This window comes from Tropicimonas isoalkanivorans (assembly GCF_900112335.1).
GTDB lineage: Bacteria > Pseudomonadota > Alphaproteobacteria > Rhodobacterales > Rhodobacteraceae > Tropicimonas > Tropicimonas isoalkanivorans.
This window is the reverse complement of record NZ_FOLG01000018.1, coordinates 1-22,938: the sequence shown is the minus strand read 5'-3', so window position 1 is coordinate 22,938 and position 22,938 is coordinate 1. Positions and strand designations below refer to the sequence as shown.

At 63.1% G+C, this 22,938-nt stretch carries 20 protein-coding genes; 4 read left to right on the top strand and 16 right to left on the bottom strand.

The features are described from left to right. Nucleotides 1-261: 261 nt before the first annotated feature. From BM075_RS20960 to BM075_RS20935, 6 genes are all read right to left on the bottom strand, one after another. On the bottom strand, nucleotides 262-1,158 hold the full coding sequence (locus tag BM075_RS20960) for a LysR family transcriptional regulator (RefSeq protein WP_093362661.1): 897 nt from the start codon (nucleotides 1,156-1,158) through the stop codon (nucleotides 262-264). 152 nt (nucleotides 1,159-1,310) lie between these two features. After that, a complete protein-coding gene (locus BM075_RS20955) occupies nucleotides 1,311-2,399 on the bottom strand; it encodes a 4-oxalomesaconate tautomerase (protein WP_093362709.1) in 1,089 nt (362 codons plus the stop codon). Between the two features lie 510 nt (nucleotides 2,400-2,909). Further along, nucleotides 2,910-4,412 (bottom strand): tripartite tricarboxylate transporter permease, encoded by a 1,503-nt coding sequence (locus BM075_RS20950; RefSeq protein WP_093362660.1) that lies wholly within the window; start codon nucleotides 4,410-4,412, stop codon nucleotides 2,910-2,912. A gap of 15 nt (nucleotides 4,413-4,427) precedes the next feature. Next, nucleotides 4,428-4,913 carry a tripartite tricarboxylate transporter TctB family protein gene (locus tag BM075_RS20945; protein WP_093362659.1) on the bottom strand — a complete coding sequence of 162 codons (486 nt, stop codon included), beginning with the start codon at nucleotides 4,911-4,913 and terminating at the stop codon, nucleotides 4,428-4,430. Nucleotides 4,914-4,995: 82 nt separating this feature from the next. Further along, complete coding sequence (locus BM075_RS20940) at nucleotides 4,996-5,976, bottom strand: Bug family tripartite tricarboxylate transporter substrate binding protein (RefSeq protein WP_093362658.1); 981 nt, start codon at nucleotides 5,974-5,976, stop codon at nucleotides 4,996-4,998. Between the two features lie 629 nt (nucleotides 5,977-6,605). Continuing rightward, on the bottom strand, nucleotides 6,606-7,079 hold the full coding sequence (locus BM075_RS20935; protein WP_093362657.1) for a CreA family protein: 474 nt from the start codon (nucleotides 7,077-7,079) through the stop codon (nucleotides 6,606-6,608). Nucleotides 7,080-7,228: 149 nt separating this feature from the next. Here BM075_RS20935 and betC point away from each other — a divergent pair, with 149 nt between their 5' ends. Further along, complete coding sequence (betC, locus tag BM075_RS20930) at nucleotides 7,229-8,734, top strand: choline-sulfatase (protein ID WP_093362656.1); 1,506 nt, start codon at nucleotides 7,229-7,231, stop codon at nucleotides 8,732-8,734. 52 nt (nucleotides 8,735-8,786) lie between these two features. On the opposite strand, the gene BM075_RS20925 is transcribed toward betC, so the two are convergent. Together BM075_RS20925 and BM075_RS20920 are read right to left on the bottom strand one after the other, a co-directional pair. Further along, nucleotides 8,787-9,554 carry an SDR family oxidoreductase gene (locus tag BM075_RS20925; protein WP_093362655.1) on the bottom strand — a complete coding sequence of 256 codons (768 nt, stop codon included), beginning with the start codon at nucleotides 9,552-9,554 and terminating at the stop codon, nucleotides 8,787-8,789. Between the two features lie 10 nt (nucleotides 9,555-9,564). Beyond that, nucleotides 9,565-10,761, bottom strand: coding sequence for a mandelate racemase/muconate lactonizing enzyme family protein (locus tag BM075_RS20920; protein WP_093362654.1), 1,197 nt, complete (start codon nucleotides 10,759-10,761; stop codon nucleotides 9,565-9,567). A gap of 190 nt (nucleotides 10,762-10,951) precedes the next feature. On the opposite strand from BM075_RS20920, the gene BM075_RS20915 reads away from it, so the two are divergent. Next, nucleotides 10,952-11,620 carry a FadR/GntR family transcriptional regulator gene (locus tag BM075_RS20915; protein WP_177208439.1) on the top strand — a complete coding sequence of 223 codons (669 nt, stop codon included), beginning with the start codon at nucleotides 10,952-10,954 and terminating at the stop codon, nucleotides 11,618-11,620. A 25-nt stretch (nucleotides 11,621-11,645) separates the two neighbouring features. Here the strand turns inward: BM075_RS20915 and rbsK are convergent, their stop codons facing one another. From rbsK to deoC, 7 genes are all read right to left on the bottom strand, one after another. Next, the gene (rbsK, locus tag BM075_RS20910) at nucleotides 11,646-12,575 is read right to left on the bottom strand and encodes a ribokinase (protein WP_093362652.1); all 930 of its coding nucleotides are present in this window, start codon (nucleotides 12,573-12,575) and stop codon (nucleotides 11,646-11,648) included. A gap of 14 nt (nucleotides 12,576-12,589) precedes the next feature. After that, complete coding sequence (locus tag BM075_RS20905; RefSeq protein ID WP_093362651.1) at nucleotides 12,590-13,675, bottom strand: aldose 1-epimerase family protein; 1,086 nt, start codon at nucleotides 13,673-13,675, stop codon at nucleotides 12,590-12,592. A 22-nt stretch (nucleotides 13,676-13,697) separates the two neighbouring features. Then, a complete protein-coding gene (locus tag BM075_RS20900; protein ID WP_093362650.1) occupies nucleotides 13,698-14,690 on the bottom strand; it encodes an ABC transporter permease in 993 nt (330 codons plus the stop codon). Between the two features lie 10 nt (nucleotides 14,691-14,700). Continuing rightward, complete coding sequence (locus tag BM075_RS20895; RefSeq protein ID WP_093362649.1) at nucleotides 14,701-15,678, bottom strand: ABC transporter permease; 978 nt, start codon at nucleotides 15,676-15,678, stop codon at nucleotides 14,701-14,703. Between the two features lie 12 nt (nucleotides 15,679-15,690). After that, nucleotides 15,691-17,193, bottom strand: coding sequence for a sugar ABC transporter ATP-binding protein (locus BM075_RS20890; protein ID WP_093362648.1), 1,503 nt, complete (start codon nucleotides 17,191-17,193; stop codon nucleotides 15,691-15,693). Between the two features lie 88 nt (nucleotides 17,194-17,281). Next, nucleotides 17,282-18,328, bottom strand: a complete 1,047-nt coding sequence (locus tag BM075_RS20885; protein WP_093362647.1) for an autoinducer 2 ABC transporter substrate-binding protein — start codon at nucleotides 18,326-18,328, stop codon at nucleotides 17,282-17,284. A gap of 101 nt (nucleotides 18,329-18,429) precedes the next feature. Beyond that, nucleotides 18,430-19,104, bottom strand: coding sequence for a deoxyribose-phosphate aldolase (gene deoC / locus BM075_RS20880; protein WP_093362646.1), 675 nt, complete (start codon nucleotides 19,102-19,104; stop codon nucleotides 18,430-18,432). 197 nt (nucleotides 19,105-19,301) lie between these two features. Between deoC and BM075_RS20875 the strand changes: the two genes are divergently transcribed. Next, complete coding sequence (locus BM075_RS20875; protein ID WP_093362645.1) at nucleotides 19,302-20,090, top strand: DeoR/GlpR family DNA-binding transcription regulator; 789 nt, start codon at nucleotides 19,302-19,304, stop codon at nucleotides 20,088-20,090. Nucleotides 20,091-20,187: 97 nt separating this feature from the next. Here the strand turns inward: BM075_RS20875 and catB are convergent, their stop codons facing one another. Then, complete coding sequence (gene catB, locus BM075_RS20870; RefSeq protein WP_093362644.1) at nucleotides 20,188-20,823, bottom strand: type B chloramphenicol O-acetyltransferase; 636 nt, start codon at nucleotides 20,821-20,823, stop codon at nucleotides 20,188-20,190. Nucleotides 20,824-21,155: 332 nt separating this feature from the next. Here catB and BM075_RS20865 point away from each other — a divergent pair, with 332 nt between their 5' ends. After that, the gene (locus BM075_RS20865; RefSeq protein ID WP_218152889.1) at nucleotides 21,156-22,802 is read left to right on the top strand and encodes an ATP-binding protein; all 1,647 of its coding nucleotides are present in this window, start codon (nucleotides 21,156-21,158) and stop codon (nucleotides 22,800-22,802) included. Nucleotides 22,803-22,938: the final 136 nt, after the last annotated feature.

Sequence of the window (22,938 nt, the reverse complement as noted above, 5' to 3'; positions counted from 1 at the left end):
GGGCATACCGCGTTCGAACGGACCGGTAACTAATATTATGTGAATTTTACAGCACTCGCGGCCTATTTCGGCGTAAGCGACCGGACGGTCCAGGGTGTTGCGGGGCATGGCAGCGTTTCGAGCCTCAGGATCGGTGGCGCGCGCTTTCACTCCCAAGCCGATCTCTGACGTGTTTGATCACTCGGTACCGCTCCCACCTCGCTAACTCTATCGCGGCATGCCACTTCGCCCGCATGCGCCTCAAATTAAGCGCGAAACGCTTCAGGTTTTCCAGGTTTCCACCAGCATATCCCGGAACCGCTGTGCTGCCGGTGACAACCGCCCGGACGGACGTTCGACGATCCCAATGACCCTGGTTACCACCGGATCGACGATCGGGATTGTCATCAGCAAAGGATGCTCTTCCGGCGGAGTCGCCAGCAATGGCAGAATAGAGACGCCGAGCCCCCGCTCCACCAGACCTAAGGATGTGGACAGGTGATTGACCTCGTAGAACCATCTCAGGCGGACTGGAGCTCTTGCCAGCGCAGTGTCCATGAGGACCCGATTGCCGCTGGCCCGGCTGACCCCGATGAGTTGCTGATCCTCAAGGTCTGACCAGGTCAAGGAACGATGTTTGGCCAAAGGATGGTCGCGCCGGCAGGCGAGGACAAATGGGTCCTCAATCAACGGAGAGAAATTCAGATCACCCCCAGATGCCCCGATAAAGTTAATTCCGAACTCCGCTTCACCCCGGGCGACACTGTCCAGACCCGGACCCGACGACACGTCGAGGACACGAAAACGGATGTGTGGGTAGCGGCTGTTGAATTGCTTGATCGCCTTTGGGAGAAAGTAGAATGCCGCAGTCGGGATGCACGCGATGGTGACTTGGCCTGCCTGCTGATCGCCCACCCCGGATATGGAGAGAATCTGGTTCTCGAACTCGTCAATGAGGCGCCGCGCCAGAGGTTCGATTTCACGTCCGAAGGCAGTGGGCGCCACATGGCGCGTCGACCTCTCCAGAAGCGGGCCGCCGAGTTCCAGCTCAAGCGACTTGATCCGTCGGGAGAAGGCCGGCTGCGAGAGGTTCATCGCCTCGGCTGCCTTGCGGAAATTACCCAGTTCGACGACAGCGATGAAGGCACGGAGGTCGAGGAGTTCGAAATTGACGCGCACTCCGCCGCCCCCTAATCAACAATTTCAGCGAACCTGCGCAAACCCATACCAAACCAGCGGCCCAAATCAAGTCCGACGCGATCCGGACCACAAGCAGCTTCATGCCACCGAGGGATAGCAAGATGTTGCGTGGTTCGTCGTGAAGGAGAAATTCAGTTCCAGATGCCGGCCGGGACGAAGACCTGACCTGAAGCAAGCTTTCGAGCCGTTCGAATGGTACCGATTTTTCGCAGACCGAGCTGCTCTCCGTCGACGTCGAAATCCGCGACGATCTCCATATGGCCGGACGGATGCTCGATGACGATCGAGGCGGCGGGTCCGTCAAAGCGCTGCGGTACAACGGTTTCGGCTATGGTCCCTGCTGCGAGCACACATGTGGCGAGGCAGATGCCGCCGGTAATGGCATAGCTTGGATGGCAGTCCCAAGGCATGAAATATCGCGATGTTACCGTGCCTCCAGCGCGCGGAGGTGCAAGCAGGGCAAATTTTGGCACCACGCTTTCAGACACGTCCCCGAACCCCATTCTCCGACCGGCCTCCACCCGTATCGGCTCCATTCGCTCGTAGAACGCCCGATTTCCGTCGATCTCGGCAGGGGTTTCGTGTCCGGTCAGGCCAAAGTCCGACGCCCGTGCAACGACCATCGGCATGGCAACATCGATGCAGGTAAGCGGGATACCGCCAATCTCCTCCATGCATGCTCCTGTGGGAAACATCCGTCCCGATTTGGAGCCCACCACTTCGGAGAACGTCAGTCGAATCTTCGCCGCCGTTCCCGGCACGCCGTCGATCACTGTGGTGCCTTCGTATTCGACTTCGCCGCCCGGAGACTGGATTTCGGCTTCGATAAGCGACCCGGTGTTGACCGCCCGGATGCGCACGGTTGTTTGGCCGTCGCCCGGTTCGACCAACCCCATCTCGATTGCGGCCGGCCCGACTCCCGAAAGGATGTTGCCGCAGGATGGTGAGAAATCGACCTCCCGCTTCGCCGAAACCACTTGAGCGAAAAAGTAATCGACATCTGCCGAAGGATCATCCGACCGCGATAACATCGCAACTTTGCATGTCACTGCAGTGCCACCGCCCAGGCCGTCGATATTCCACGGATGGCCGGCGCCGATAACCGCCAGCAAGACTTCGGCCAATTTCTCCCGGTCCTCCGGCAGGTCACTGCGCAGGAAGTAAGGGCCGCGAGAAGTTCCGCCTCGCATGAAGATAAAGGGTATGGATCTCTGTGGCATCGACGACATCATTCACAAGGGTTGAGCGGTGCACCGCGCTCGCTTCGTGAGCGGCTGATTTACGGCATAATTCCAACAACGGCAGCCTACCCTTTTAGACCGACCAGAATAATTCCGATCTTTTTGACGACTGATGCGTCATTCGCATCAAATGGAAAATTTTGGAGTCACCACGTTTGCGAAGGACAGGAAATTCCATTGGTGGAGGAGGCTTGCCGAGCAAAGCAAAACCGGATGTTGGCAGCCCAATTGACCATTTTCGGCTGATTTCCGGCCGTTACAACCCGAGGTGGATGGCTCGTATGCAAACCGCGTTGCTTTATCGCTCGTCTTAAAATCGGTTGGATTATCGCCGACTGTAGCAAACAAAGCGGTGGCAGCTTAATTTATCGTAAATCCGACAAACAAGGTGCGGGAATTTCATATTTGAAAAATTGGGGATTGCAAGCTTTGCCTGCAATCCCACCTTCGATTGGGCCCACGGTTCGATAACTCGAGCGTACTCAGCCGCTATCCCTTTTTGCCCCGAGGGCTGCCGATCCCGGTGAGCCGGGCGATCATTGGCCAGGCAAAGATCAGCAGGACGATGATCAGGATAACAAGAGAGACCGGGCGTTCGAAAAAGCCCGAGAAGCTTCCATCGGCGATAATGATCTGTTTGCGCAGCGAGTTCTCGACCAGTTCGCCAAGAATTAGCCCGAGGATCAAAGCTGGATTGGAATACTGGAATTTGTCGAATAGGTACCCAATGAGCCCGAAGATGAACATCACGAAGACGGCGTAGATGCTGTTCTCGAGAGAATACGCACCGACGAGGCCAAGCACGATGATAAGCGGAGCGAGCAGCGGGTAGGGCAGCTTCAGAATGTGGCCGAATTGCTGGGTCACGAAACGCCCGCCGAGGAAGAGCAACAGCGCCGAGAAGATGAGCCCGAGGAAGATTGTGTTGAGAAGCACCGGCTGATCCCGGAGCAGCAGCGGACCGGGGCGCAGCCCGACGATGATGAAAGCGGCCATTATCACCGCCGTAACCGGGCTGCCGGGGATCCCCAGCACCATCGTAGGCACCAAGGAGCCGCCGACACCGGCATTGTTCGCAGCTTCGGGCGCGATGATGCCCCGGGGATTGCCTTCTCCAAACGGGATCGGATCGTTCTTGTTGGACCGCGCCGCTTCGCCGTAGGCGATCAGGCTTGAAATTGAACCACCGGCCGCCGGGATAATGCCGACAACGACACCGATGATCGAAGCCTTGACGAAGGTCGCCCACATGCGGAGCATCTCGGCGAACTTCATCAGTTTGATCGATACGGTGCCGACGGTCTTCGTGGTGTCGCGAAGTCTATATTCCTCAATGTTTCTTATCACTTCGGCGACAGCGAACGCGCCGATCATCACGGGGATATAGTTGATGCCGTTGAGCAAGAACGGTTCACCGAAGGTGAAACGCTCCGTACCGTCGATCGTATCGATGCCAACGGTGGAGATCAGAAGGCCGAGGATCACCGAGAGGAAGGCTTTTGCCTCGTCCTTGGCCGAGATGGAGGTGATGCAACTCAACCCGAGCAGGCCGAGCCCAAAGTACTCCGCGCTTTGGAAGGTCAGCGCGATTTTCGCGAGCAAGGGAGCAGCCACGAGCATCACGGCGGCAGAGAATATCGTCCCGAACGACGACGCGGTGACCGCGAGGCCGAGCGCCTTGCCGACATCGCCTTTTCGCGCCATCGGGTAACCGTCGAAGGTGGTCGCCACAGCCTCCGGCGTCCCTGGCGTCTTGATCAGGATAGCGGCGATCGAACCCCCGCAAGCCCCGCCCACATAGACGGAGATAAGCAGAACCACGGCGGAGGCAGGGTCCATCGTGTAGGTGAACGGCAGACAGAGAATGATGGCGAGAGAGGTGCTGACTCCGGGCAAGGTGCCGCAAATCATACCGAAAACCGTACCGACGATCACCAGCGCTGCCGAGAGCGGATTGAAGACCGCTCCGAATGCTTCAAACAGATGTTCCATTCTTGCGTTCTCCGGTCAGTAGATCAGGTAGCTCAGTTCCCGCAGCTGGCCGATGCCACGCGGAAGGGGAACGAGAAACAGGATGCCGAAGACGGTTGTCACCACGACCGTGGCGGCGATGGTGTAGATCGCAACGCGTACTGGGCTGCGGTAGCCAATCAACCAAGCGGCAATCGGCAGATACAAAAGGGTTCCGAGGATGAACCCGATGATATCCAGCACCAGAATGTAGGCGAGTAGCAGCAGCACGCTCAATGCAGCGGCCCGCCCGTCCACTGAGCGCGCGTCAAACAATGGCACATGTATCGCTTTTTGATACCGCAGCACCCGTAGCGTGATAAACGCCAGAACGACCAGCCCGAGGATGCAAAGGACGGTGGGAAAACCACCCGCTCCCAAGAGGTCGCTTGGATTGTCCGAGCCCGGCAACATCAAAGCATTGAAAAGCAGGAATGACAGAAAGAAACCCACAAACGCGTTGAAAATGAGTTCGGCACGCATGGCCACACCTCCTCCCGGCAGGTTTGGAAAGATCCGGATCGCCAATCGGAAAAGGCAATCCGGACACTTTTTTTCCGAAGGGCTATTTTTTGACCTGCCCGAGTTCTTCGAACATTGCCCGGAAGTGCTCGAACTCTTCGTCGAGCAGCGTCTCGAACTCGTCGGACGCCAAGTGGCCGGGCAGGATGTTGGTCATCTGCTGCTTCTCGACCTCTTTGTAGGCGGGGTCGGCATAGGCTTGCTCGAAAGCGTCGATGATCTTGGCCTTGATTTCCTCCGGAGTGCCACGCTTGACAACGAAACCGCGCCACGAGCCTTGTGTGAAATCGATACCCTTTTCCACACTTGAGGGTGCGTCCTTCAACTCCGGCACGTCGATCCGCTGGTCGCTGATCACGACAAGCGGTCGAATATCACCACTCTCGACGAGGCTCATGAACGAGATCAGCTTGTCCTGGTAGACGTCGAGCTCGCCACCAAGAACGGCGGCCTTCATCACCGAGGAGCCTTTGTAGGGGATGTAGTTCCACTCAAATCCAGCCGCCTTGGCGAAACCATGGGCAATATAGTCGTCCAGTCCACCTGGAGAAATGCCGCCGATTTTCAGCTTTTTCGGATTTTCTTTTCCGAAGGCCACCAGATCTTCGATGGTTTGAAACGGGCTGTCCTTCGGAACGCCGATCAACTGCACGTCGGCCTGGACGCGCATGATAGGCTCAAATTCGGCGCGGAACTTGATCGAGCTTCGATTCTGGGCTTCAACGATTGGAAGGGACGGCGTCACTTCCAGGATGGTGTAGCCGTCGGCCGGGGCGCTGTAAGCATAGGCCAGACCTTCTATGGTGCCTGCGCCGCCTTTGTTGACAACGGTGATCGGTGCTCCAAGGTATTTGGAGGCAATTTCGGAAAACTGCCGGGCAAAGACGTCACTGGCGCCCCCGGCGCCGAACGGCACGACCATCTCTACCGCGCGACGCGGGTATTCCGCGGCTTGGGCCATGCCGCAAAAGACCGGCCCAACAGCGGTAATAACTCCGGCCACGGCCGCGAGCCACTTTGTCATTGGATCTCCTCCTTTTACTTTAATCGTCCGCTGATACGGGCGACGTAGGCGTTCACGCTGCCTAATCTTGTCCGTGGACTACATACCAGGCAGGGCATTTCAACAATTGCAAAGATCGGTTGCATTATTCCGGTAGACGTTCTTTCAAAGCTCGGCTGTCCGGGATCGAAGTGGGCGCTGTTGCGCAAATCGGCCGAGGGATTCACCATATGACTCCCACGTAACGGCGGGAGGCATGAGCGGGCGGTTCTCGACGCCATGGAACTCCGGGAACTGGTTGTTCTTTGCTGAAGCCTTGAAGCATCGCGGATAGCCAACGATCCGGGTCGAGACCGACACGGAGCAGAAACCCGTCCAGCTTCCGGCGGCGGCAGCCCAGCGGAACGGAAGGCGCCGCGCAACTCCCCGGGGAGGATTATCCCGTTCTTACGGCGTGAACAGGAGGCCGACGGTGGACGACTTGAAAGCCGCCCTTAGCGGGCGTATCCCGCTGCTCCCGCGGTCCACGTCCTCGCTGCCGTATTCAAGAGGATGGCGTCGTACGAAAAGCCTCGTGGCGTAGGCCAGACGTCCCGGTCCGGGTTCCTGAGTTTTCGGCGTCTTGGCTCGACGCAGTAACGTGTCCGCGCTCAGTTCTGCTGCCCGTTGTCCGCGCCATAAAGCGGCACAGTGGAGATGGACATCTTGGCGGAGCCGTTCTGTACGTCGCGGGCATGCGAGAGGTAGACCAAGGTGTCGTGTTCCTGGTCCATGATCCGGGTGATCCGGATCGACTTCCAGATGATCGACCGTCGCTCGGAAAAGACCGTCTCGCCCTCGCGCGACAGGTCGATGTCACCGACCGAGATAGGTCCGGTTTGGCGGCAGGCGATGGACGTGTTGGACGGGTCCTCGAACCAGTTGCCTTTCTGGAGCCGGTCGAAGAGGCCGCGCTCGAAATAGGCCACATGGCACGTGACGCCTGGAACCTTGGGGTCCTCGAACGCCTCTATGAGAATGTCGTTGCCGAGCCAGTCCACGTCGATGTTGCCCACGACCTCTGCCGCGGCCGATGTGGCGAACGTCGCGCATACGAGGGTGGCCGCCAATTTTTTCCGAAGCATTGCGGTATTCCGTTGTTGCATCCCGCAAGGCCAACGCGGCGCATCGGCGGAGGTTCCACCGATGGCAAGGCGAGCGGCGCTCTGCTACCACTCCCTTGCGGCGGTCCCGCGCCGAACCCGGCCGTCGACAAAAAGGAACACGAACCGCCATGACCCAGCCAAACATCCTGATCCTGATGGTGGACCAACTCAACGGCACGCTGTTTCCCGACGGCCCGGCGGACTGGCTGCATGTGCCGAACCTGCGGCGTCTGGCAGAGCGGTCGGTCCGGTTCTCCACCTGCTACACGGCGTCCCCGCTTTGTGCGCCCGGGCGGGCGAGCTTCATGTCGGGCGAACTGCCCTCCGTCACCGGGGTCTATGACAACGCCGCCGAGTTTCCCTCGGACCTGCCCACCTATGCCCATCACCTGCGCCGAGCTGGCTACCATACGTGTCTGAGCGGCAAGATGCATTTCGTGGGCCCCGACCAGATGCACGGGTTCGAGGAACGCCTGACCACTGATATCTATCCCGCCGACTTCGGTTGGACGCCGGACTACCGCGCACCGGGCGAGCGGATCGATTGGTGGTATCACAACATGGGCTCGGTCACGGGCGCGGGGATCGCGGAAATCTCCAACCAGATGGAGTATGACGACGAGGTCGCCTATTGCGCCGCCCGCAAGCTCTACGACCTCGCCCGCCGGCACGACGCGCGTCCGTGGTGCCTGACGGTCAGCTTTACCCACCCGCACGACCCCTACCTCGCACGGCGGCGGTTCTGGGATCTCTACGAGGGGTGCGACCATCTTCAGCCGGAGGTGCCGGCGATCCCCTACGAGGCGCACGACCCGCACTCGCAACGGCTCTTTGACGCCAATGACTGGCGCAGCTACACCGTAGAGGAGGCCCACATTCGCGCCGCCCGCCGGGCCTACTTTGCCAACATCTCCTATCTCGACGAGAAGATCGGCCAGTTTCTCGACATCCTGGAAGCGACGCACCAGGAGGCGGCGGTTCTTTTCGTGTCCGATCACGGCGACATGCTGGGCGAGCGCGGGCTTTGGTACAAGATGTCGTTCTTCGAGGGATCGTCGCGGGTGCCGATGATGCTGGCCGCGCCGGGACTTGAGCCTGGACGGGTGGAGGCGCCGGTTTCCACGATCGACGTCTGCCCGACGCTCTGTGCGCTGGCCGGCGTCAGCATGGAGGAGGTCGCGCCCTGGACGGCGGGAAAAAGCCTGCTGCCTGTGGCGGACGGTGCGGAGCGCGGTCCGGTGCTGATGGAATACGCCGCAGAAGGTTCCTACGCGCCGTTGGTGGCGATCCGCGACGGGCGCTACAAGTACACCCGCTGCGCGCTCGACCCGGAACAGCTCTTCGATTTGGAAGCCGACCCGCACGAGTTGCAGAACCTGGCCCAGGACCCCACCCATTCCAAGGCCCTCGCCCGGCTACGTGCCCAAGCCGACGCCCGCTGGGATCTCGCGCGCTTCGACGCCGAAGTCCGCAAGAGTCAGGCTCGCCGAAAGGTGGTCTACGAGGCACTGCGGAACGGCGCCTATTTCCCGTGGGACTACCAGCCGCTGCAACAGGCCAGCGACCGGTTCATGCGAAACCACATGGACCTGAACGAGGTGGAGCACCGCGCGCGCTACCCTCGCGGCGAGTGACGGACCCCACGGTGGACCCAAGCGCCGGGCGTGGATGCTGCCGGCTTGCCCGTCAGAGCACCGAGACCATGCCCCCGTCGACATAGATGACCTGCCCGGAGACGTAGTTCGAGGCATCGGAGGCCAGGTAGATTGCGGTGCCTACCAGCTCCTCCGGCAGGCCCCACCGGCGCATCGGCGTGCGCCCTTTTACCCAGGCGTCGAAGTCCGGGTTGCTCAGCAGCGCCTCGTTCATGTCGGTCACCATGTAGCCCGGGCCGATGGCGTTAGCCTGGATGTTCTTCTCGCCCCACTCCGCCGCCATCGCCTTGGTCAGCATCTTGATGCCGCCCTTGGCGACCGTGTAGGGCGCAACGGTTGCGCGCGCGAGCTCGGAGGTCAGAGACGCGATATTGATGATCTTGCCGCGGCCGCGGGCGGCCATCCGTTTAGCAGCCTCCCGACCGACGACGAAGGACGCGGTCAGGTTAATGTCGATCACCCGCTGCCAGTCCGCGGTCTCGAGGTCCAGCATCGGCCTGCGGAACTGGATGCCGGCGTTGTTGACGAGGATATCCACCGCCACGCCATCCGCGTCGAGCGCCTCGAAGGCTGCCACCACAGCCGCCTCGTCGGCCACGTCGAACCGGGCGACGATCACCTCCGCGCCCGCCCGCGCCATTTCCTCCGCCGCAGACTGAAGCCGCTCGGCGTTGTGGCCGTTCAGGACGATCCGGGCGCCGGCTTGTGCCAACCCCTCGGCCATCGCGCGGCCAAGTCCGCGGGAGGATCCGGTAATCAGGGCCGTTTTTCCGCTGAGATCGAAGAGGGTGAGGCTCATGGTATTGCCCTTATAGGTCGGAGTGACGCACGCTCAGGTCGGACCGGTCGAAGAAGCCTGGCTGAAGCTCAGTGCCGAGCCCCGGCCCTTCCATCGGATACACGAAGCCGTCCTCGATCCGGGGGACTTCCGTCACGAGGTCCCGATACCAGCCCTTATAGAACGCGCGCACCGACTCCTGAATCAGAGTGTTGGGCTGGCTGAAGCTCATGTGGATCGCGGCCGCGAAGCCCACCGGGCCGATGCAGTCGTGCGCCGCGAACGGCCGGTGGTAGGTCTCTGCCATCGCGGCAATCTTGCGGCCTTCGGTCAACCCGCCCGTCCAGCAGAGGTCCGCCATCACCACGCCGCAGGCGTCGCGATCCAGGTACTCCTTGAAGGCATAGCGAGAGCCCAGGGTTTCGGAGGCGCACGTCCAAACCGGCGTCGAGCGTGCGAACTCGGCCAGCGCCTGCGGCGCATTCATCTTGATCGGGTCCTCGAACCACGTCGGCTCAAAGGGCTCAAGGGCCCGGGCAATCTTCTTGGCCATGGGCAGGTTCCACAGCGAGTGGAGCTCCACCATGATCTCCATCCGGTCGCCCACCGCTTTGCGGATCAGCTCGAAGGGCCGCAGCGCGGTCTTCAGCTCCTCGGCGGTGATGTGCAGGCCCTTGTTGGCAATCGCGGGCGGATCGAACGGCCAGATCTTCATCGCCGTGATGCCGCCGTCGAGCAGGTCCTCCGCCAGCGCGCCGGCGTCGGTCATGAAACCCTGCAGATCCTCATACCTGCCGTCCTCGCCGAAATTCCAGGTGTCCACCGGCTTGATCTTGTTCGTGGAAACATACCCGGTGCCGGCGCAGGTGTTGTAAACGCGCATCCGGTCGAAACACAGCCCGCCCAGCATCTGGTGCACCGGCTGGCCGCAAACCTTGCCGAACAGATCCCAAAGCGCGATGTCGATGGCCGAGGTGGCGCGGTATTCGACGCCGGTGGAGCTTTGCGCGTTGGGCAGCATCAGCATTTCCCGGTGCAGTGCCTCGATCCGCAACGGGTCCTGTCCAAGCAGGCGGCTGGCCAGTGTGTCGTGAATATGCGCCTCCACCGCCGCGGCGCCGTAGAACGTCTCTCCCAAGCCCCTCACGCCGGCATCGGTTTCGATATGCACCCAAAGGACGTTTTGATGCGCCTCTATTCGAAAGGTCCGAACGGCGGTGATCTTCATGTCGAGTCCCCTCCTCAGAGGATTGCCGAAGGCGGCCGATCCGAGTCGACGCCTCCGGTGTCGTCTCATACGATGATGTGCTACCGTTTTGAAGATCGTATCGGAATATTGATAAGACCGTATGGAAAAAGCTGTCATACAACCTGGGACAACGGCGGAGAAATCCCCGTCGAGCCTCGTCGAGAGAACGATGGTCGACATACGAAATCTTATTCGAGACAACCGGTTGCGAGTCGGCGACGTGCTGCCTTCTGAAAATGCGCTGGCCGCGCAACTGGGGATCTCACGCACCGTCGCGCGGGAAGCCCTGCGGGGACTCGCCGCACTTCGAATCCTCGAGGTCGGCAGCGGCCGGCGCGCACGGGTCGCCGGGGCGACCTCCGAGACGCTAAGCGCCATTCTCGACCACACCGCTTACACCCGGCAGTTATCCGTGGTTCAAATCCAGGACGTCCGCCGCACGTTGGAGATGCGCACGGTCAGCCTCGCCGCCCTGCATCGCAGCGCCGAGGAGGCGCAAGCGCTCCTGCAGACGATCGAGGGGATGATGGAAGCCGTCCAGCGCGACAATCCCCACAGCGTGATGGATCTGGACATCCGGTTCCACGAGATCATCGCGCGCGCCTCGGGCAACCCGCTCTATTCAGTGCTGGTCGATAGTTTCCGAGTGATCACACGGCAGACATGGCACATCGGCTGGCGTGCTCGCGGAAGCCATGAGAGCCGTGTGGAGAATATAAAGTGCCACGAACGGATCGCCACGGCGGTCATCGAACAGGATGCTGCTCGCGCAGAGGCGGCCATGGCGGAGCATTTCGACAGCTCCTTCATGGTCCTCATGAGGGCCGGCGTCAGCTGAGGCGCGCGCCGCCGTGCACCCGCGTTCAGGCGCTTCGCGCGAGGAACGCTTCGAACGCGGCCGCGTCGGCGTAGGATTTCTGCGTACCCGGCCGGGTGATGCTGTCAGCGGCATAGCGCACGGCCTTCTCCAGCGCGCCCTGCATGTCGCCGTCCTGCACATAGAACCGCGAAAAGCTGCCGATGAAGGCGTCGCCCGCACCCGTGGTATCGACCGGCGTCACCGGAACGGCCTCGATGTGGCGCGCGTCCTTGTCGGCATCCACCAGCAGCGCGCCGCGCCCGCCGAGGGTGACGATGACGGTGCGGATGCCGCGGCCGATCAGATGCCGCGCCGCGGCCTCGGCCTCCCGTTCGTCGCTCACAGGCAGACCGGAGATCGTCGCGAGTTCCGTCTGGTTGGGCACCAGGAACGTCAGGCTTTCGATCCGGGACGGGTCCAGCTCCAGCGAGGCAGGTGCGGGGTTCAGCAGCGTCTCGATGCCGTGGCGCGCGCCCAGTTCCACCGCGTGATAGACCGTCTCCAGCGGCACCTCGAGTTGCATGACGATGAGCGCACAGTCCTTCAGCGCCTCCTCCGCCCGGTCGAGGTCCTCCGGCGACAGCAGCGCGTTGGCGCCCTTGACGATGAGGATGGAGTTCTCACCCGACGGCTCCACGAAAATCGGCGCCACCCCGCTCGACGTCCCCGGCACCCGCTCCACGAAACGCGTGTCGATGCCGGAGGTCTCGAAGTTGCGGATGGTGTTGTCGGCGAAGATGTCGTCGCCGACCTTCGTCACCATCATCACCTCGGCGCCCAGCCGCGCCGCCGCGATGGCCTGGTTCGCGCCCTTGCCGCCGCAGCCCATCTCGAAGCGCGGCGCCTCGATGGTCTCTCCCGCCCCGGGCATCCGGTCGGTATAGGTGATCAGGTCCACCATGTTGCTGCCGACGACGGCGATCTTTCCTGCCATGGCTCTGCTCTCCCTCAACCCATGTTCCCGATGGCGGTCTCGGCCGCATCGGCCTCCGCCTTCGTCACGTAGCCCAGCCGCACGGCGAAGTGCCGCGTCTCGCCCCCGCCCAGCGACTGGACGTTGCCCTTGGCGCTCTCTGCGGCATGGCCCTCCGGCTCGCAGGTGGCCGGCAGCGCGAAGGCGCAGACCTTCTGGTCACTGTTGACCAGCACCCAGCGGGCGGTCACGGGGAGTTCGGCCGGGTCCCAAGCAATGTGGAAGCCATCGCCCTCCGGTCGGCGGAGCATCTGCGCGGTGCGCCCATCCGAGCCGGCACCCGCCCCGCGGATGTAAAACACCTGCTCAGGGTCATACCGTTCAGGCTCATCCAGCACTTCCATCCCCGCGGGATCGGACGCCAGTTCCTCCAGAAGCGCATCGTAGGCCGGGTTGCGCGGCACATGGGCCGGGACCTTGGTGCGCACCGCCGTCGCCTCCGGCGTGAAGGGCGCGGGCTGTACGATCCGCCCGCCCTCGACGAAGGCGAAATTGACGTGGGCCATGTACATGAGCTCCATCGGTGCCTCGGAGAGATTCTGCACCGACATCTCGATGTCGAAAAGCGTCGCCCCGGGCCGCAGGATCACACGCGGGCGCGCGGCGTAGTGCGAGCCGAAGCCCATCACGTATTCCCTTAACCCCGTCACGGCCACGTAAGGCCCCTCCCCGTCCGTGCCGATCTCGAGGCCCGCCGCATCCATTGGCGCACACGGCATCTCGCCGTGGAGCGGGTGACTGTCCTCCGGGCCGGGGCAGCCGTTGGTCAGAAGCCCGGAGTGGAAGGCGAAGCAGCCATAGGTTCCCGCGATGGAGTCTGCCGGGCGCGGCATGTCGAACATGTTCGCCATCGTCAGGTCCACACCGTCGAACACCGCGTCCCACACCATCTGGCCGTAGAACGGCAACACCACGAGGTGGCCACGCCCGTTGGAGAGCCGCAGCGCCTCGATGCCGCTGTCATAGCGGAACAGGCTCGCGGTGATGCCGTGCGCCTCCGCAACGGTCCGCTCCCGCTCCCCGAAGCTTCTGCGCAGGTCGATTTTGGTCACGTCGGACATGAGCCCCCTCCCCTCTCCGGCCTCAGCGGGCGCGGTTCTTGTAGGCGTTGAGCGCGATCACCAGCAGCAGGAACACGCCCCAGATGAAGTCGATCAGGTGGTTGGAAAAGCGCAGCACCTGGAACCCGCTGGACAGCAGCATGAGCGCCACCACCGCCAGCGAGACCCCCAGCACCGTGCCCTTGCCTCCGGCCGGATTGGTGCCTCCGAGCACCGAGATCAGCACCGCCTGCAGCAGGTAGGAAGTGCCGTAGTCCGACTTGGCAGCGTTGGTCCGCCCCGAGAGCATGATCCCCGCGATGGAGGCCAGCACCCCCGTCATCATGTAGCTGTAGAAGATCATCCGCTCGCGTTTCAGCCCGGCGAAGAGCGCCGCCTTCGGGTTGGTCCCGATCAGCATCAGGTTCACGCCGAGCGGCGTCCGCGTCAGCACGAAGGCGACCGCGGCGGCGATCAGCACGAAGAGCACGAAGGGCGTGGCGAGCCCCAGGATCTTGCCGTTGCCCACCCAGGACCACAGCACGGGGAAGCCCACGATCGCCGGCCCGCCGGTCATCACGATGGCGAGCCCCGTGAACACCTGCCCCGTGCCAAGCGTGGCCAGGATCGGCGTGATCTTGACCTTCGTGATCAGGAAGCCGTTCAGCGCCCCTGCCGTCAGGCCCGTCAGCAGCGCTACCGCGCCACCCAGGAGCACCGCCGGCAGCCCGGCCGCGGCCACCCCTCCCTCGCCCGCGATCTTCTGAAAGAGGATCCCGGCAAGGATGCCGGACAGGTTCGCGATTCCCACCACCGAAAGGTCGATCCCGCCGGTCAGCATCGCGATCATCATCGCGATGGAGAGCAGGCCCAGTTCGGGAAAAATGTAGGTGATCGACTCGAAGTTGTAGTAGCGCAGGAACTTGTCGGGGCTCAGCAGCGACATCACCACGAAGATCAGGATCGTCATCACGATCAACTGCGCGATGTTGTTGTCGCGGTTGAGGAACGACCGGAAATCGAACTGTCGGGTCATCTTCCCCTCCTCACGCCTTGCGTTTCTGGTCGCGCCAGGCGGTCACGGCCGTCGCGATAATGATGATGACGCCGACGACGACGCGCTGCCACGTGGTGTCGATCTTCATGATGATCAGGCTGTTCTTGACCATTACCAGCATGAAGACACCCAGCATGGTCCCCAGCACCGAGCCGCGCCCGCCGAAGATGGACGCGCCGCCCAGCACCACAGCCGCAATCACGTCGAGCTCCAGCCCGACGAAGTCGCGCGGGTTCGCGAGCCAGATCATCCCGGCGTGCAGCAGCCCCGCGAAGCCCGCCAGCGCGCCAGCGAAACAGTAGATGAAGAACAGGATCAGCCGGATGTCGAAGCCCGCCCGGCTCGCCGCCTCCGGATCTCCGCCGTAGGCATAGACGCCGCGCCCGACCATCGTGTAACGCAGCACCATGTGCACGATCAACGCCAGCCCGAGGTAGACCAGCACCATCGCCGTCAGCCCATAGGTCGTTCCGTCCGCCTTGGTCATGGACACGATGTCGATCTTGGCGAAGTCGATCAGCCCGTCGGGCATCTTGTTGATGTTGATCATCGAGGTGCCCACGACCCCGAGCAGGAAGCCTCGCACCATGCTGCCCGTCCCCAGCGTCACGATCAGCGGGATCATCCGGAACTTGTAGACGAAGAAGGCATTGATCGCGCCCAGCAGCAGCCCGATCATTGCTGCCATGGCAAAGGCGAAAGCAATGCCCTCGTACCCCGACCAGAGCATGAACTTCACCGTCAGGTACATCGCCGCCACCGCGAAGGCGGGGAAGGAGACGTCGATGCCGCCCGAGATCATGATCATCAGCACCCCGAGTGCCATAATACCGATGATGACGTTCGACCGCATCAGGCTGAACAGGTTGTCGGCCTGCCAGAAGGCAGGGTTGACGAGCCCGATCAGGATCATGGCGAGCAACAGGATGCCCGCGATGACGACCTCGGATCTGCGAAGCCAGGCCATGCGTGCTCTCCCCTACCTGAACGCCTTGAGTTTGTCGCCGATTGCCTCCTCGGAGGTCCCGGCGCTCTCGAATTCCTCGACCAGCCGGCCGCGGTGCATCAGCACCAGCCGGTTGCAGTTCTGCACGAGCTCCGGCACGTCGTCCGAGATCATCAGAACCGCCAGCCCCTGCTCCCGCGCGAGGTCCCGGATCTTGCGGTGGATCTCGGCCTTGGAGCCCACGTCCACCCCCACGGTTGGCCCGTTCAGGATCAGCACCCGCGCATCGGTGAGCAGCCAGCGGCCCAACACCACCCGCTGCTGGTTGCCACCCGACAGCTCCTTGACCAGCTTGTCGCCGGTGGGGGTCGCGATCTGCATCGTGTCGATGGTTTCCGCCGCCATCTCCGCGGCGCGCGTCTTATCGATGGTCAGACCCGGCGACAGGGCCTCATAGGAGGTCGACAGGATGTTGCGGTCGATGCTCTGCGTCAGGAACAGTCCCTCCGAGAGCCGATCCTCGGGCACGTAGGCAATGCCGGCGGCGATCGCCTCCTGCGTGGTGCGCAGGGCGACCGGTTTGCCGTCCACCTTCACGTCGCCATGATCGGCCGGCGCCATTCCAAAAAGCGACAGCGCCAGTTCCGTGCGGCCTGAGCCCATAAGCCCCGTCAGCCCAACGATCTCGCCCGGGCGGATCGTCAGGTCCACATCCTCGTACGCGCCCTTGAGCCCCAGTCCACGCACCTCGAGCCGAGGCGACTGCGGCGCGCCGGACGGCGGGGTCCAGACGTAGGGCTCCGATATGATGTCGGAGCCGGTCATGTGGCGGGTGATCAGCGCCTCGTCGAACTCCGAGGTCGGGCCGTCGGCCACGAGCGAGCCGTTGCGCATCACCGTGATGGTCTCGCTGATTTCCAGCATCTCGCGCATCTTGTGGCTGACGAACAGCACCGCGATCCCGCGCGACTGGATGTCCCGCACGATCCGGAACAGCGTTTCCACCTCGCGCCGCGTCAGCGCCGTGGTCGGCTCGTCCATGATGATGAGCCGCGCGTCGGACATCAGCGCCCGCGCGATGGCGACGAGCTGCTTGCCGGCGGTCGGCAGGTGGCCGACTTCCGCGTCGAGGTCCAGCTCTACGCCCAGCCGGTCCACGGCTTCACGCGCGATCTCGCGGGTGCGGCGCCAGTTCATCAGCCGGTGCTTTTCGCGAAGCTGCACGTTCATCGCCAGGTTTTCGGCGACCGTCAGGTTCCCGAACAGCGAGAAGTCCTGATAGATCACCTGAATGCCGTGGTCGATGGAGGCAATCGGGTTGAGCCGCGGCACCTGTTGGCCCCGGATCAGGATCTCGCCCCGGTCGGGCTGGTAGACGCCGCTCATCACCTTGATGATGGTCGACTTTCCGGAGCCGTTCTCGCCGGCAAGGCAATGGATTTCCGCCTCGCGGACCGTCAGCGACATGTCGTCCAGCGCGACGACGCCGGCGAATTCCTTGCGGATGTTGCGCAGCTCGATGAAGGGATCTGTCATGGCACGTCCGCTCGTCTGGGGTTGGGGCGGGTTCGCGAAGCCGGAGTCCCGGGGCGGCGTCAGGCCGCCCCGGACCGATGGCACGAGATCAGAAGTCGTACTGATCCATGTTCTCGGAGGTCACGCCGACCCAGCCCTGGCCGTAGAAGATGTTCGTGGTGGCATCTTCAGGCTGCGACAGATCGGTGTAGCCCGGCAGACCCAGGTCGAGGCCCGGCTTGATGTCCTCGGCCTTGTCGTCCAGCGCCATGACGGCCAGCATGTTCATCGCGTAGCCCGCGACCGCCGGGTCCCAGAACTGGATGTACTGGATGTCGCCATTGGCAAGGTATTCGCCCGCGACAGACACGAGGCCGGTGCCGGAGAAGAACAGCTTGTCCTGAAGCCCGCGCTCGGCCACCAGACGGCCAGCGCCAGCCGACGTCGGCATCGGGCCACCGACGATCCCCTTGAGGTCGGGATAGGTCGTCAGCGTTTCCTTCAGCTTGTTGTAGTCGGTGTTGGCGTCGTCATAGGTTTCCAGACGATCCGTCACCAGCTCCATGTCCGGGAAGTGCTCTTCCTGGTAGGCTATGGCACCGTCGATCCATTCGTTCTGCGACTTCGACGTCAGGCTGCCGACGGTCGCGGCGTACTGGCCCTCGCCGTTCATGTAGCCGCCCAGAACTTCCATCAGCTTCGCGCCATAGGCGTGGTTGTCGAAGGCTTCGAGGATGTAGTCCGCGTTCTGGATGTTCGATGCTTCGTGCGCAATCACCACGATGCCACGGTCGCGGGCCTTCTTGAGCACCGGCTCAACCGCCTCGACCGAGAACGGAACCACCGTGATCGCGTCCACGCCCTGGGCAATCAGGTTCTCGATGATCTGCACCTGCGCCGCGGCGTCGGCCTGGCTCGGGCCGACCATCCACGTGTCGTGGCCCGTGTCATCGCCGAACTGCTTCACGCCATCGCGCATCCGGTCGAACCAGGCGATGCCGTCGACCTTTACCACGGTGGCGATGGAATATTCCTTGCCGACGGAATCCTTCGTCAGCGCATCAATCTGTCCCGGCGTTTCCAGCACGCCTTCGGCAAGGGCGGCGCCCGATGCCATAACGCCCGCGATCGCGAGCGAGGTAAACAGCTTGGTCATGGTTCGTCTCCTCCTGAGTGTGGGCTATTGCTGTGTCGCCCGTTTTCGATTGCCACACGCGGCCCCGCGCTCCTCCGGCGCGTGGACCCCGTCCCTCCGTCTCAATCGCCGGTTACTATAGCGATGCTTGCGCTCGCCCCAATGCGGGAAGCGCCGGCTTCCACCATTGCCTTCGCGTCTGCCGTGGTGCGGACCCCGCCGGACGCTTTCACGCCCATGTCGGGACCGACCGTCCGCCGCATCAACGCCACGTCCTCGACCGTCGCACCACCGCCAGCGAATCCCGTCGATGTCTTCACGAAATCCGCGCCGGCCTCCATCGCGCAGCGGCAGGCGCGCACCTTCTGCTCGTCGTCGAGCAGGGTCGCCTCGATGATTACCTTGAGCAGCGCGTCGCCGCACGCCGCCTTGACCGCCGCGATGTCGGCCGTCACCGCGTCCGTCTCGCCCGCCTTCAGCAGGCCGAGCGCGATGACCATGTCGACTTCCTGCGCACCGTTCGCGACAACCCAGGCCGCTTCCGCGGCGGTGATCTCCGTGGGGTCCGCGCCGAAGGGGAAGCCGATGACGGAGCAGGGGGCCACGCCGCTGCCGGCGAGCCGTTTGGCAACGCGCGGCAGGTAGACGGGGTTCACGCAGACCGCCTTGAACCCGTATTCCATCGCCTCGTCGCAGATCGCGTCAGCCTCGGACGGCAGCGCGTCCTGACGCAGCAACGTGTGATCTATGATCCCCGCAATGTCGAAATTGCTCCGCAGATCCCGTGCAGCGCCCATTTCGTCCCCTCCCTCGCCTCGACCTCGCTTGCCTCGGCGCACGATTATGTTAAATTCGTAACACTTTTATGTTCCTTGAGTTACATCTCGCCGTTCCCACGTCAAGTTTAAAACATCGGTACGGCGACGTCGATTTGCCGCGCTGGACGACGCCACCCGGGGCCGCGAAGCGTGTAGGCTTTCCAACGGGAGGGCTCATGTACCGGAAAAGAGCCGAACGGCTGGACCATCTTGCGCACTTACTCACGGACGGGGGTTTTCTGCGTCTGAAGGAGGCGGCGGAGTCGCTTGGCGTGTCCGAAATGACCGTCCGCCGCGACCTTGCGACCGGCGACGGCCGGTTCAGTTACCTTGGCGGCTACATCGCCGCCGGCCCGGAATCGCCGGGAGGGATGGGGTATATCCTGAACCGCGAGCAGGAGACCAACACCGAACTGAAGCGGGCCGCGAGCCGCGCCGCGCTCGACCTCATCCGGCCGGAGGACACGCTTTTCATCGACTGCGGGACCACGACGCCACATCTGGCCCGGCTGCTGCCGCACGATACCGGCCTGACGGTGATCTGCTACTCAATGAACGTTGCCCAGATCCTGTGCCGCAAGCCGGGCATCCGGGTCATTCTGCTCGGCGGGCTCTATCACGGCTCCTCCGCCGCCTTCTCCAGCCCGGAGGCGCTGGAGACCTTGCGGCGGATGCGGATCAACCTCGCCCTCCTTTCTGCCGGCGGCGTCCACGCGGAAGGGGGCGTAAGCTGCTCCAACTTCTTCGAAGTGGCGATCAAGACCCTTGCGATGGAGAACGCCCAGTCCCGCGCCCTGCTGGTCGATTCCACCAAGTTCGGCCTGGTAAAACCGGAATGGTTCAGCGACCTTGCGGACTACGACCACATCTGTACCGACGAGCACTTCGACCCTGAGGGCCCGCTCGCGCCCTACATTGCCGGCGCCAGCGTCCACCGCGGCCCCGTCTCAGCACAGCAGCCCTAGTCAGCGCTGCATCCTATCGCTGGCGCGACCGGAGAGCGGGAAGGAAAGGCTAACTGTGATGCACCCGCCCCACATGGGTAGGGCGAGTGCTTTCTGCTCAGACGGAGCGGATGTGACGGGTCCAATAGTGGTGCAGGTTCTCGACATTGCCGCTCGTCAAGATGGGCATGGCGACCTGAAGCTGATCTTCGGACCACTCCCACCACCGCATTTCAAGCAGCAAAGCGACAAGCCCATCCTCGAACCTTTTCCTGATGGTCTTGGCCGGATTGCCGCCCACAACGGCGTAAGGCGCGACATCGCGGGTCACCACGGCGCGCGTGCCGATCACCGCGCCATCGCCGATTTTCACGCCGGGCATGATGATCGCTTCTGACCCGATCCACACGTCATTGCCGATGACCGTATCACCGGCAGGCCGGTAGCCGTTCTCGGCCCCCTCGAATGCGGGCACCTCCGACATCCAGTAGAACGGAAACGTACTGATCCAGTCGTTCCTGTGGCCCTGGTTGCCCGCCATGATGAAGGCCGCGCCGCTCCCAATCGAACAAAAGCTGCCAATCAGGAGGCGATCGACACCTTCGTCAGGCAGGAGGTAACGGGCGCAGTCGTCGAAGCTGTGACCATGGTAGTAGCCCGAGTAATAGCTGAAGCGCCCGACCTTTATGTTCGGGTTGGACACCTGCCGATCAAGGGTCTCCCCGCGAAAGGGGCTTTCGAAGTAGTTGTTCATTTGCAGTTCCCTGAAGTGATGATGAACGCGCGCATGCACGCGGAATCCGCGCGGTCGCGAGGCGCGACGCGCTACTGCCCCGGCGCGAAGCGCAGGGCGTCATTCAGGTGGTTCGGTCCGCTGACTTCACGGAGGGTCCTTCAGAACACTGCATCAGGTGCCCAAGAATAGAGCATCCGCGCGCCCATGCAACTTGCAAGACTTGCAGAGTATCGGCCCGCGACACCGGGTCATCTGGGCCACGCGTCGAAAATCCGCGCGTTCCTGACTGCCGTGGGGTAAGGGTTTCGAACAATGGGGCACGCGAAACCGCATTGGAAGGAACGGCACCCGTGAAGCACCTGCGCGGCATCGTCGGCACGGGAGGACTGACCCTCCAGGGTCACCTCATGGTCATGATCGCGGGCATGGTGCTGTTGCAGTTCGCGGTGACGTGGGTGGTGATCTCCCATGCCGTCTCCGGCATCGTGCAGGAACAGATGGGCCAGCGCGCCCTGCAGACGGCGATTGCCGTGGCGGAAATGCCCGAGATCCGCACTCGCCTGGCCGCCGAAGACCGTAGTGGCGGGATCCAGACACTGGCGGAGGACCTTCGCCGCAAGGTCGGCGCGGAATACATTGTCGTCGCCGACAGGGACGGCGTGCGCTATTCCCACCCCGTCCCCGAGCGGATCGGCAAGACCTTCGTCGGCGGCGACACCGCGGCGGCGCTCACCGAAGGTCGCTCCTACATTTCACAGGCCACCGGCACCCTCGGCCCGGCGATCCGCGGTTTCTCTCCAATCCACAACTGGACTGGCGACATCATCGGCTTTGTCAGTGTCGGCTACCTGGTCGAGGACGTTCGCGGCGTCCTGCAACACTACCTGCGCCAGCCCGCGCTTTTCGTGATGCTGCTGGTCGGGCTCGGAATCCTCTGGGCCATCTACGTCGCCCGCACGCTCAAGAAGCGCACGCTCGGGCTGGAGCCGGAGGAGATCACCCAGCTCTACCTCCAGCGCCGCGCGGTGCTCCAGTCGATCCGCGAGGGCGTGGTCGCCATCGACGAGGCGGGCGTCGTTCGGCTGGCCAACCGAGCGGCGGTGGCGGCGGCAGCCGCGGAAGGTCACAGCGACGTCGTCGGCAAACCGGCCAGCAGCAATTATCCGGATCTCGGGCTGGAGGAGCTTTTGAAAACCGGCGGGGCCATGGTGGACGAGGATCGCCCGATCGGCGGCCGGGACATGCTGGTCAATGCGGTGGCGGTGGAGGAGGACGGCCGCGTCCATGGCGCAGTCGCGACCTTCCGCCCGAAGGACGCGGTGGACCGGATGGCGCGCGAACTGGTGCGCGTGCAAGGCTACGTGGAGGCGCTGCGGGCGCAGAGCCACGAGCATTCCAACATGCTCCACATGATCGCCGGTCTGCTGGAGATCGGCGCCTTCCAGGAGGCGCAGGATCTCGTCTTCCGCGAGAACAGCGGCTACCAGCAACTGATCCGTTTCCTGCACGACGCCGTCCCTCATCCGGTGATCGCAGCCATCATCCTCGGCAAATACGCCCGGGCGCGCGAGTTGCGGGTGGATCTGGGCATCGCCCCCGACAGTCAGATGATCGACGTGCCCGCCGGGGTGGATCAGGAGCGGCTGGTGACCGTTCTGGGCAACCTTCTCGACAACGCCTTCGACGCGGTCTCGGGCAAGCCGCAGGAGCGCCGGAAGGTCCTGCTCTCCTTCACCGATCTCGGTGACGAACTGGTCTTCGACGTCGAGGATTCCGGCGACGGGGTGCCGCCGGAGAAATTCGAGTCCATCTTCGAAAAGGGTGTGTCGTCCAAGGGCGGGGCGCGGCACGGGTACGGACTCTTCCTCGTGCGCCGGGCGGTGGACGAGCTGGGCGGCTACGTCACGTTGGGACGTGCCGACACCGGCGGCGCCCTTTTCACCGTGGCCATCCCCAAGTACCACCAGTCAACGGATGCGGAGGAGTCGGGCGCATGACCGCCATTTCGGTGCTGATCGTGGAGGACGATCCAAGGATCGCCGAATTGCACCGCCGTTTCACCGAACGGGTGGAGGGCTTCAAAGTGGTGGGTATCGCCTGCGCGCTGGCCGAGGCGGCCGAGATGGTGGAGCT

What these genes read in the sequence shown, in the direction of transcription:
- BM075_RS20875 (WP_093362645.1), top strand. Translation starts at nt 19,302, where the DNA reads ATGTACCGGAAAAGAGCCGAACGGCTGGACCATCTTGCGCACTTACTC.
- BM075_RS20945 (WP_093362659.1), bottom strand. Translation starts at nt 4,913, where the DNA reads ATGCGTGCCGAACTCATTTTCAACGCGTTTGTGGGTTTCTTTCTGTCA.
- BM075_RS20955 (WP_093362709.1), bottom strand. Translation starts at nt 2,399, where the DNA reads ATGCCACAGAGATCCATACCCTTTATCTTCATGCGAGGCGGAACTTCT.
- BM075_RS20950 (WP_093362660.1), bottom strand. Translation starts at nt 4,412, where the DNA reads ATGGAACATCTGTTTGAAGCATTCGGAGCGGTCTTCAATCCGCTCTCG.
- BM075_RS20900 (WP_093362650.1), bottom strand. Translation starts at nt 14,690, where the DNA reads ATGACCCGACAGTTCGATTTCCGGTCGTTCCTCAACCGCGACAACAAC.
- BM075_RS20895 (WP_093362649.1), bottom strand. Translation starts at nt 15,678, where the DNA reads ATGGCCTGGCTTCGCAGATCCGAGGTCGTCATCGCGGGCATCCTGTTG.
- BM075_RS20920 (WP_093362654.1), bottom strand. Translation starts at nt 10,761, where the DNA reads ATGAAGATCACCGCCGTTCGGACCTTTCGAATAGAGGCGCATCAAAAC.
- BM075_RS20925 (WP_093362655.1), bottom strand. Translation starts at nt 9,554, where the DNA reads ATGAGCCTCACCCTCTTCGATCTCAGCGGAAAAACGGCCCTGATTACC.
- deoC (WP_093362646.1), bottom strand. Translation starts at nt 19,104, where the DNA reads ATGGGCGCTGCACGGGATCTGCGGAGCAATTTCGACATTGCGGGGATC.
- BM075_RS20940 (WP_093362658.1), bottom strand. Translation starts at nt 5,976, where the DNA reads ATGACAAAGTGGCTCGCGGCCGTGGCCGGAGTTATTACCGCTGTTGGG.
- BM075_RS20905 (WP_093362651.1), bottom strand. Translation starts at nt 13,675, where the DNA reads ATGTCCGACGTGACCAAAATCGACCTGCGCAGAAGCTTCGGGGAGCGG.
- betC (WP_093362656.1), top strand. Translation starts at nt 7,229, where the DNA reads ATGACCCAGCCAAACATCCTGATCCTGATGGTGGACCAACTCAACGGC.
- BM075_RS20890 (WP_093362648.1), bottom strand. Translation starts at nt 17,193, where the DNA reads ATGACAGATCCCTTCATCGAGCTGCGCAACATCCGCAAGGAATTCGCC.
- rbsK (WP_093362652.1), bottom strand. Translation starts at nt 12,575, where the DNA reads ATGGCAGGAAAGATCGCCGTCGTCGGCAGCAACATGGTGGACCTGATC.
- BM075_RS20885 (WP_093362647.1), bottom strand. Translation starts at nt 18,328, where the DNA reads ATGACCAAGCTGTTTACCTCGCTCGCGATCGCGGGCGTTATGGCATCG.
- catB (WP_093362644.1), bottom strand. Translation starts at nt 20,823, where the DNA reads ATGAACAACTACTTCGAAAGCCCCTTTCGCGGGGAGACCCTTGATCGG.
- BM075_RS20935 (WP_093362657.1), bottom strand. Translation starts at nt 7,079, where the DNA reads ATGCTTCGGAAAAAATTGGCGGCCACCCTCGTATGCGCGACGTTCGCC.
- BM075_RS20915 (WP_177208439.1), top strand. Translation starts at nt 10,952, where the DNA reads ATGGTCGACATACGAAATCTTATTCGAGACAACCGGTTGCGAGTCGGC.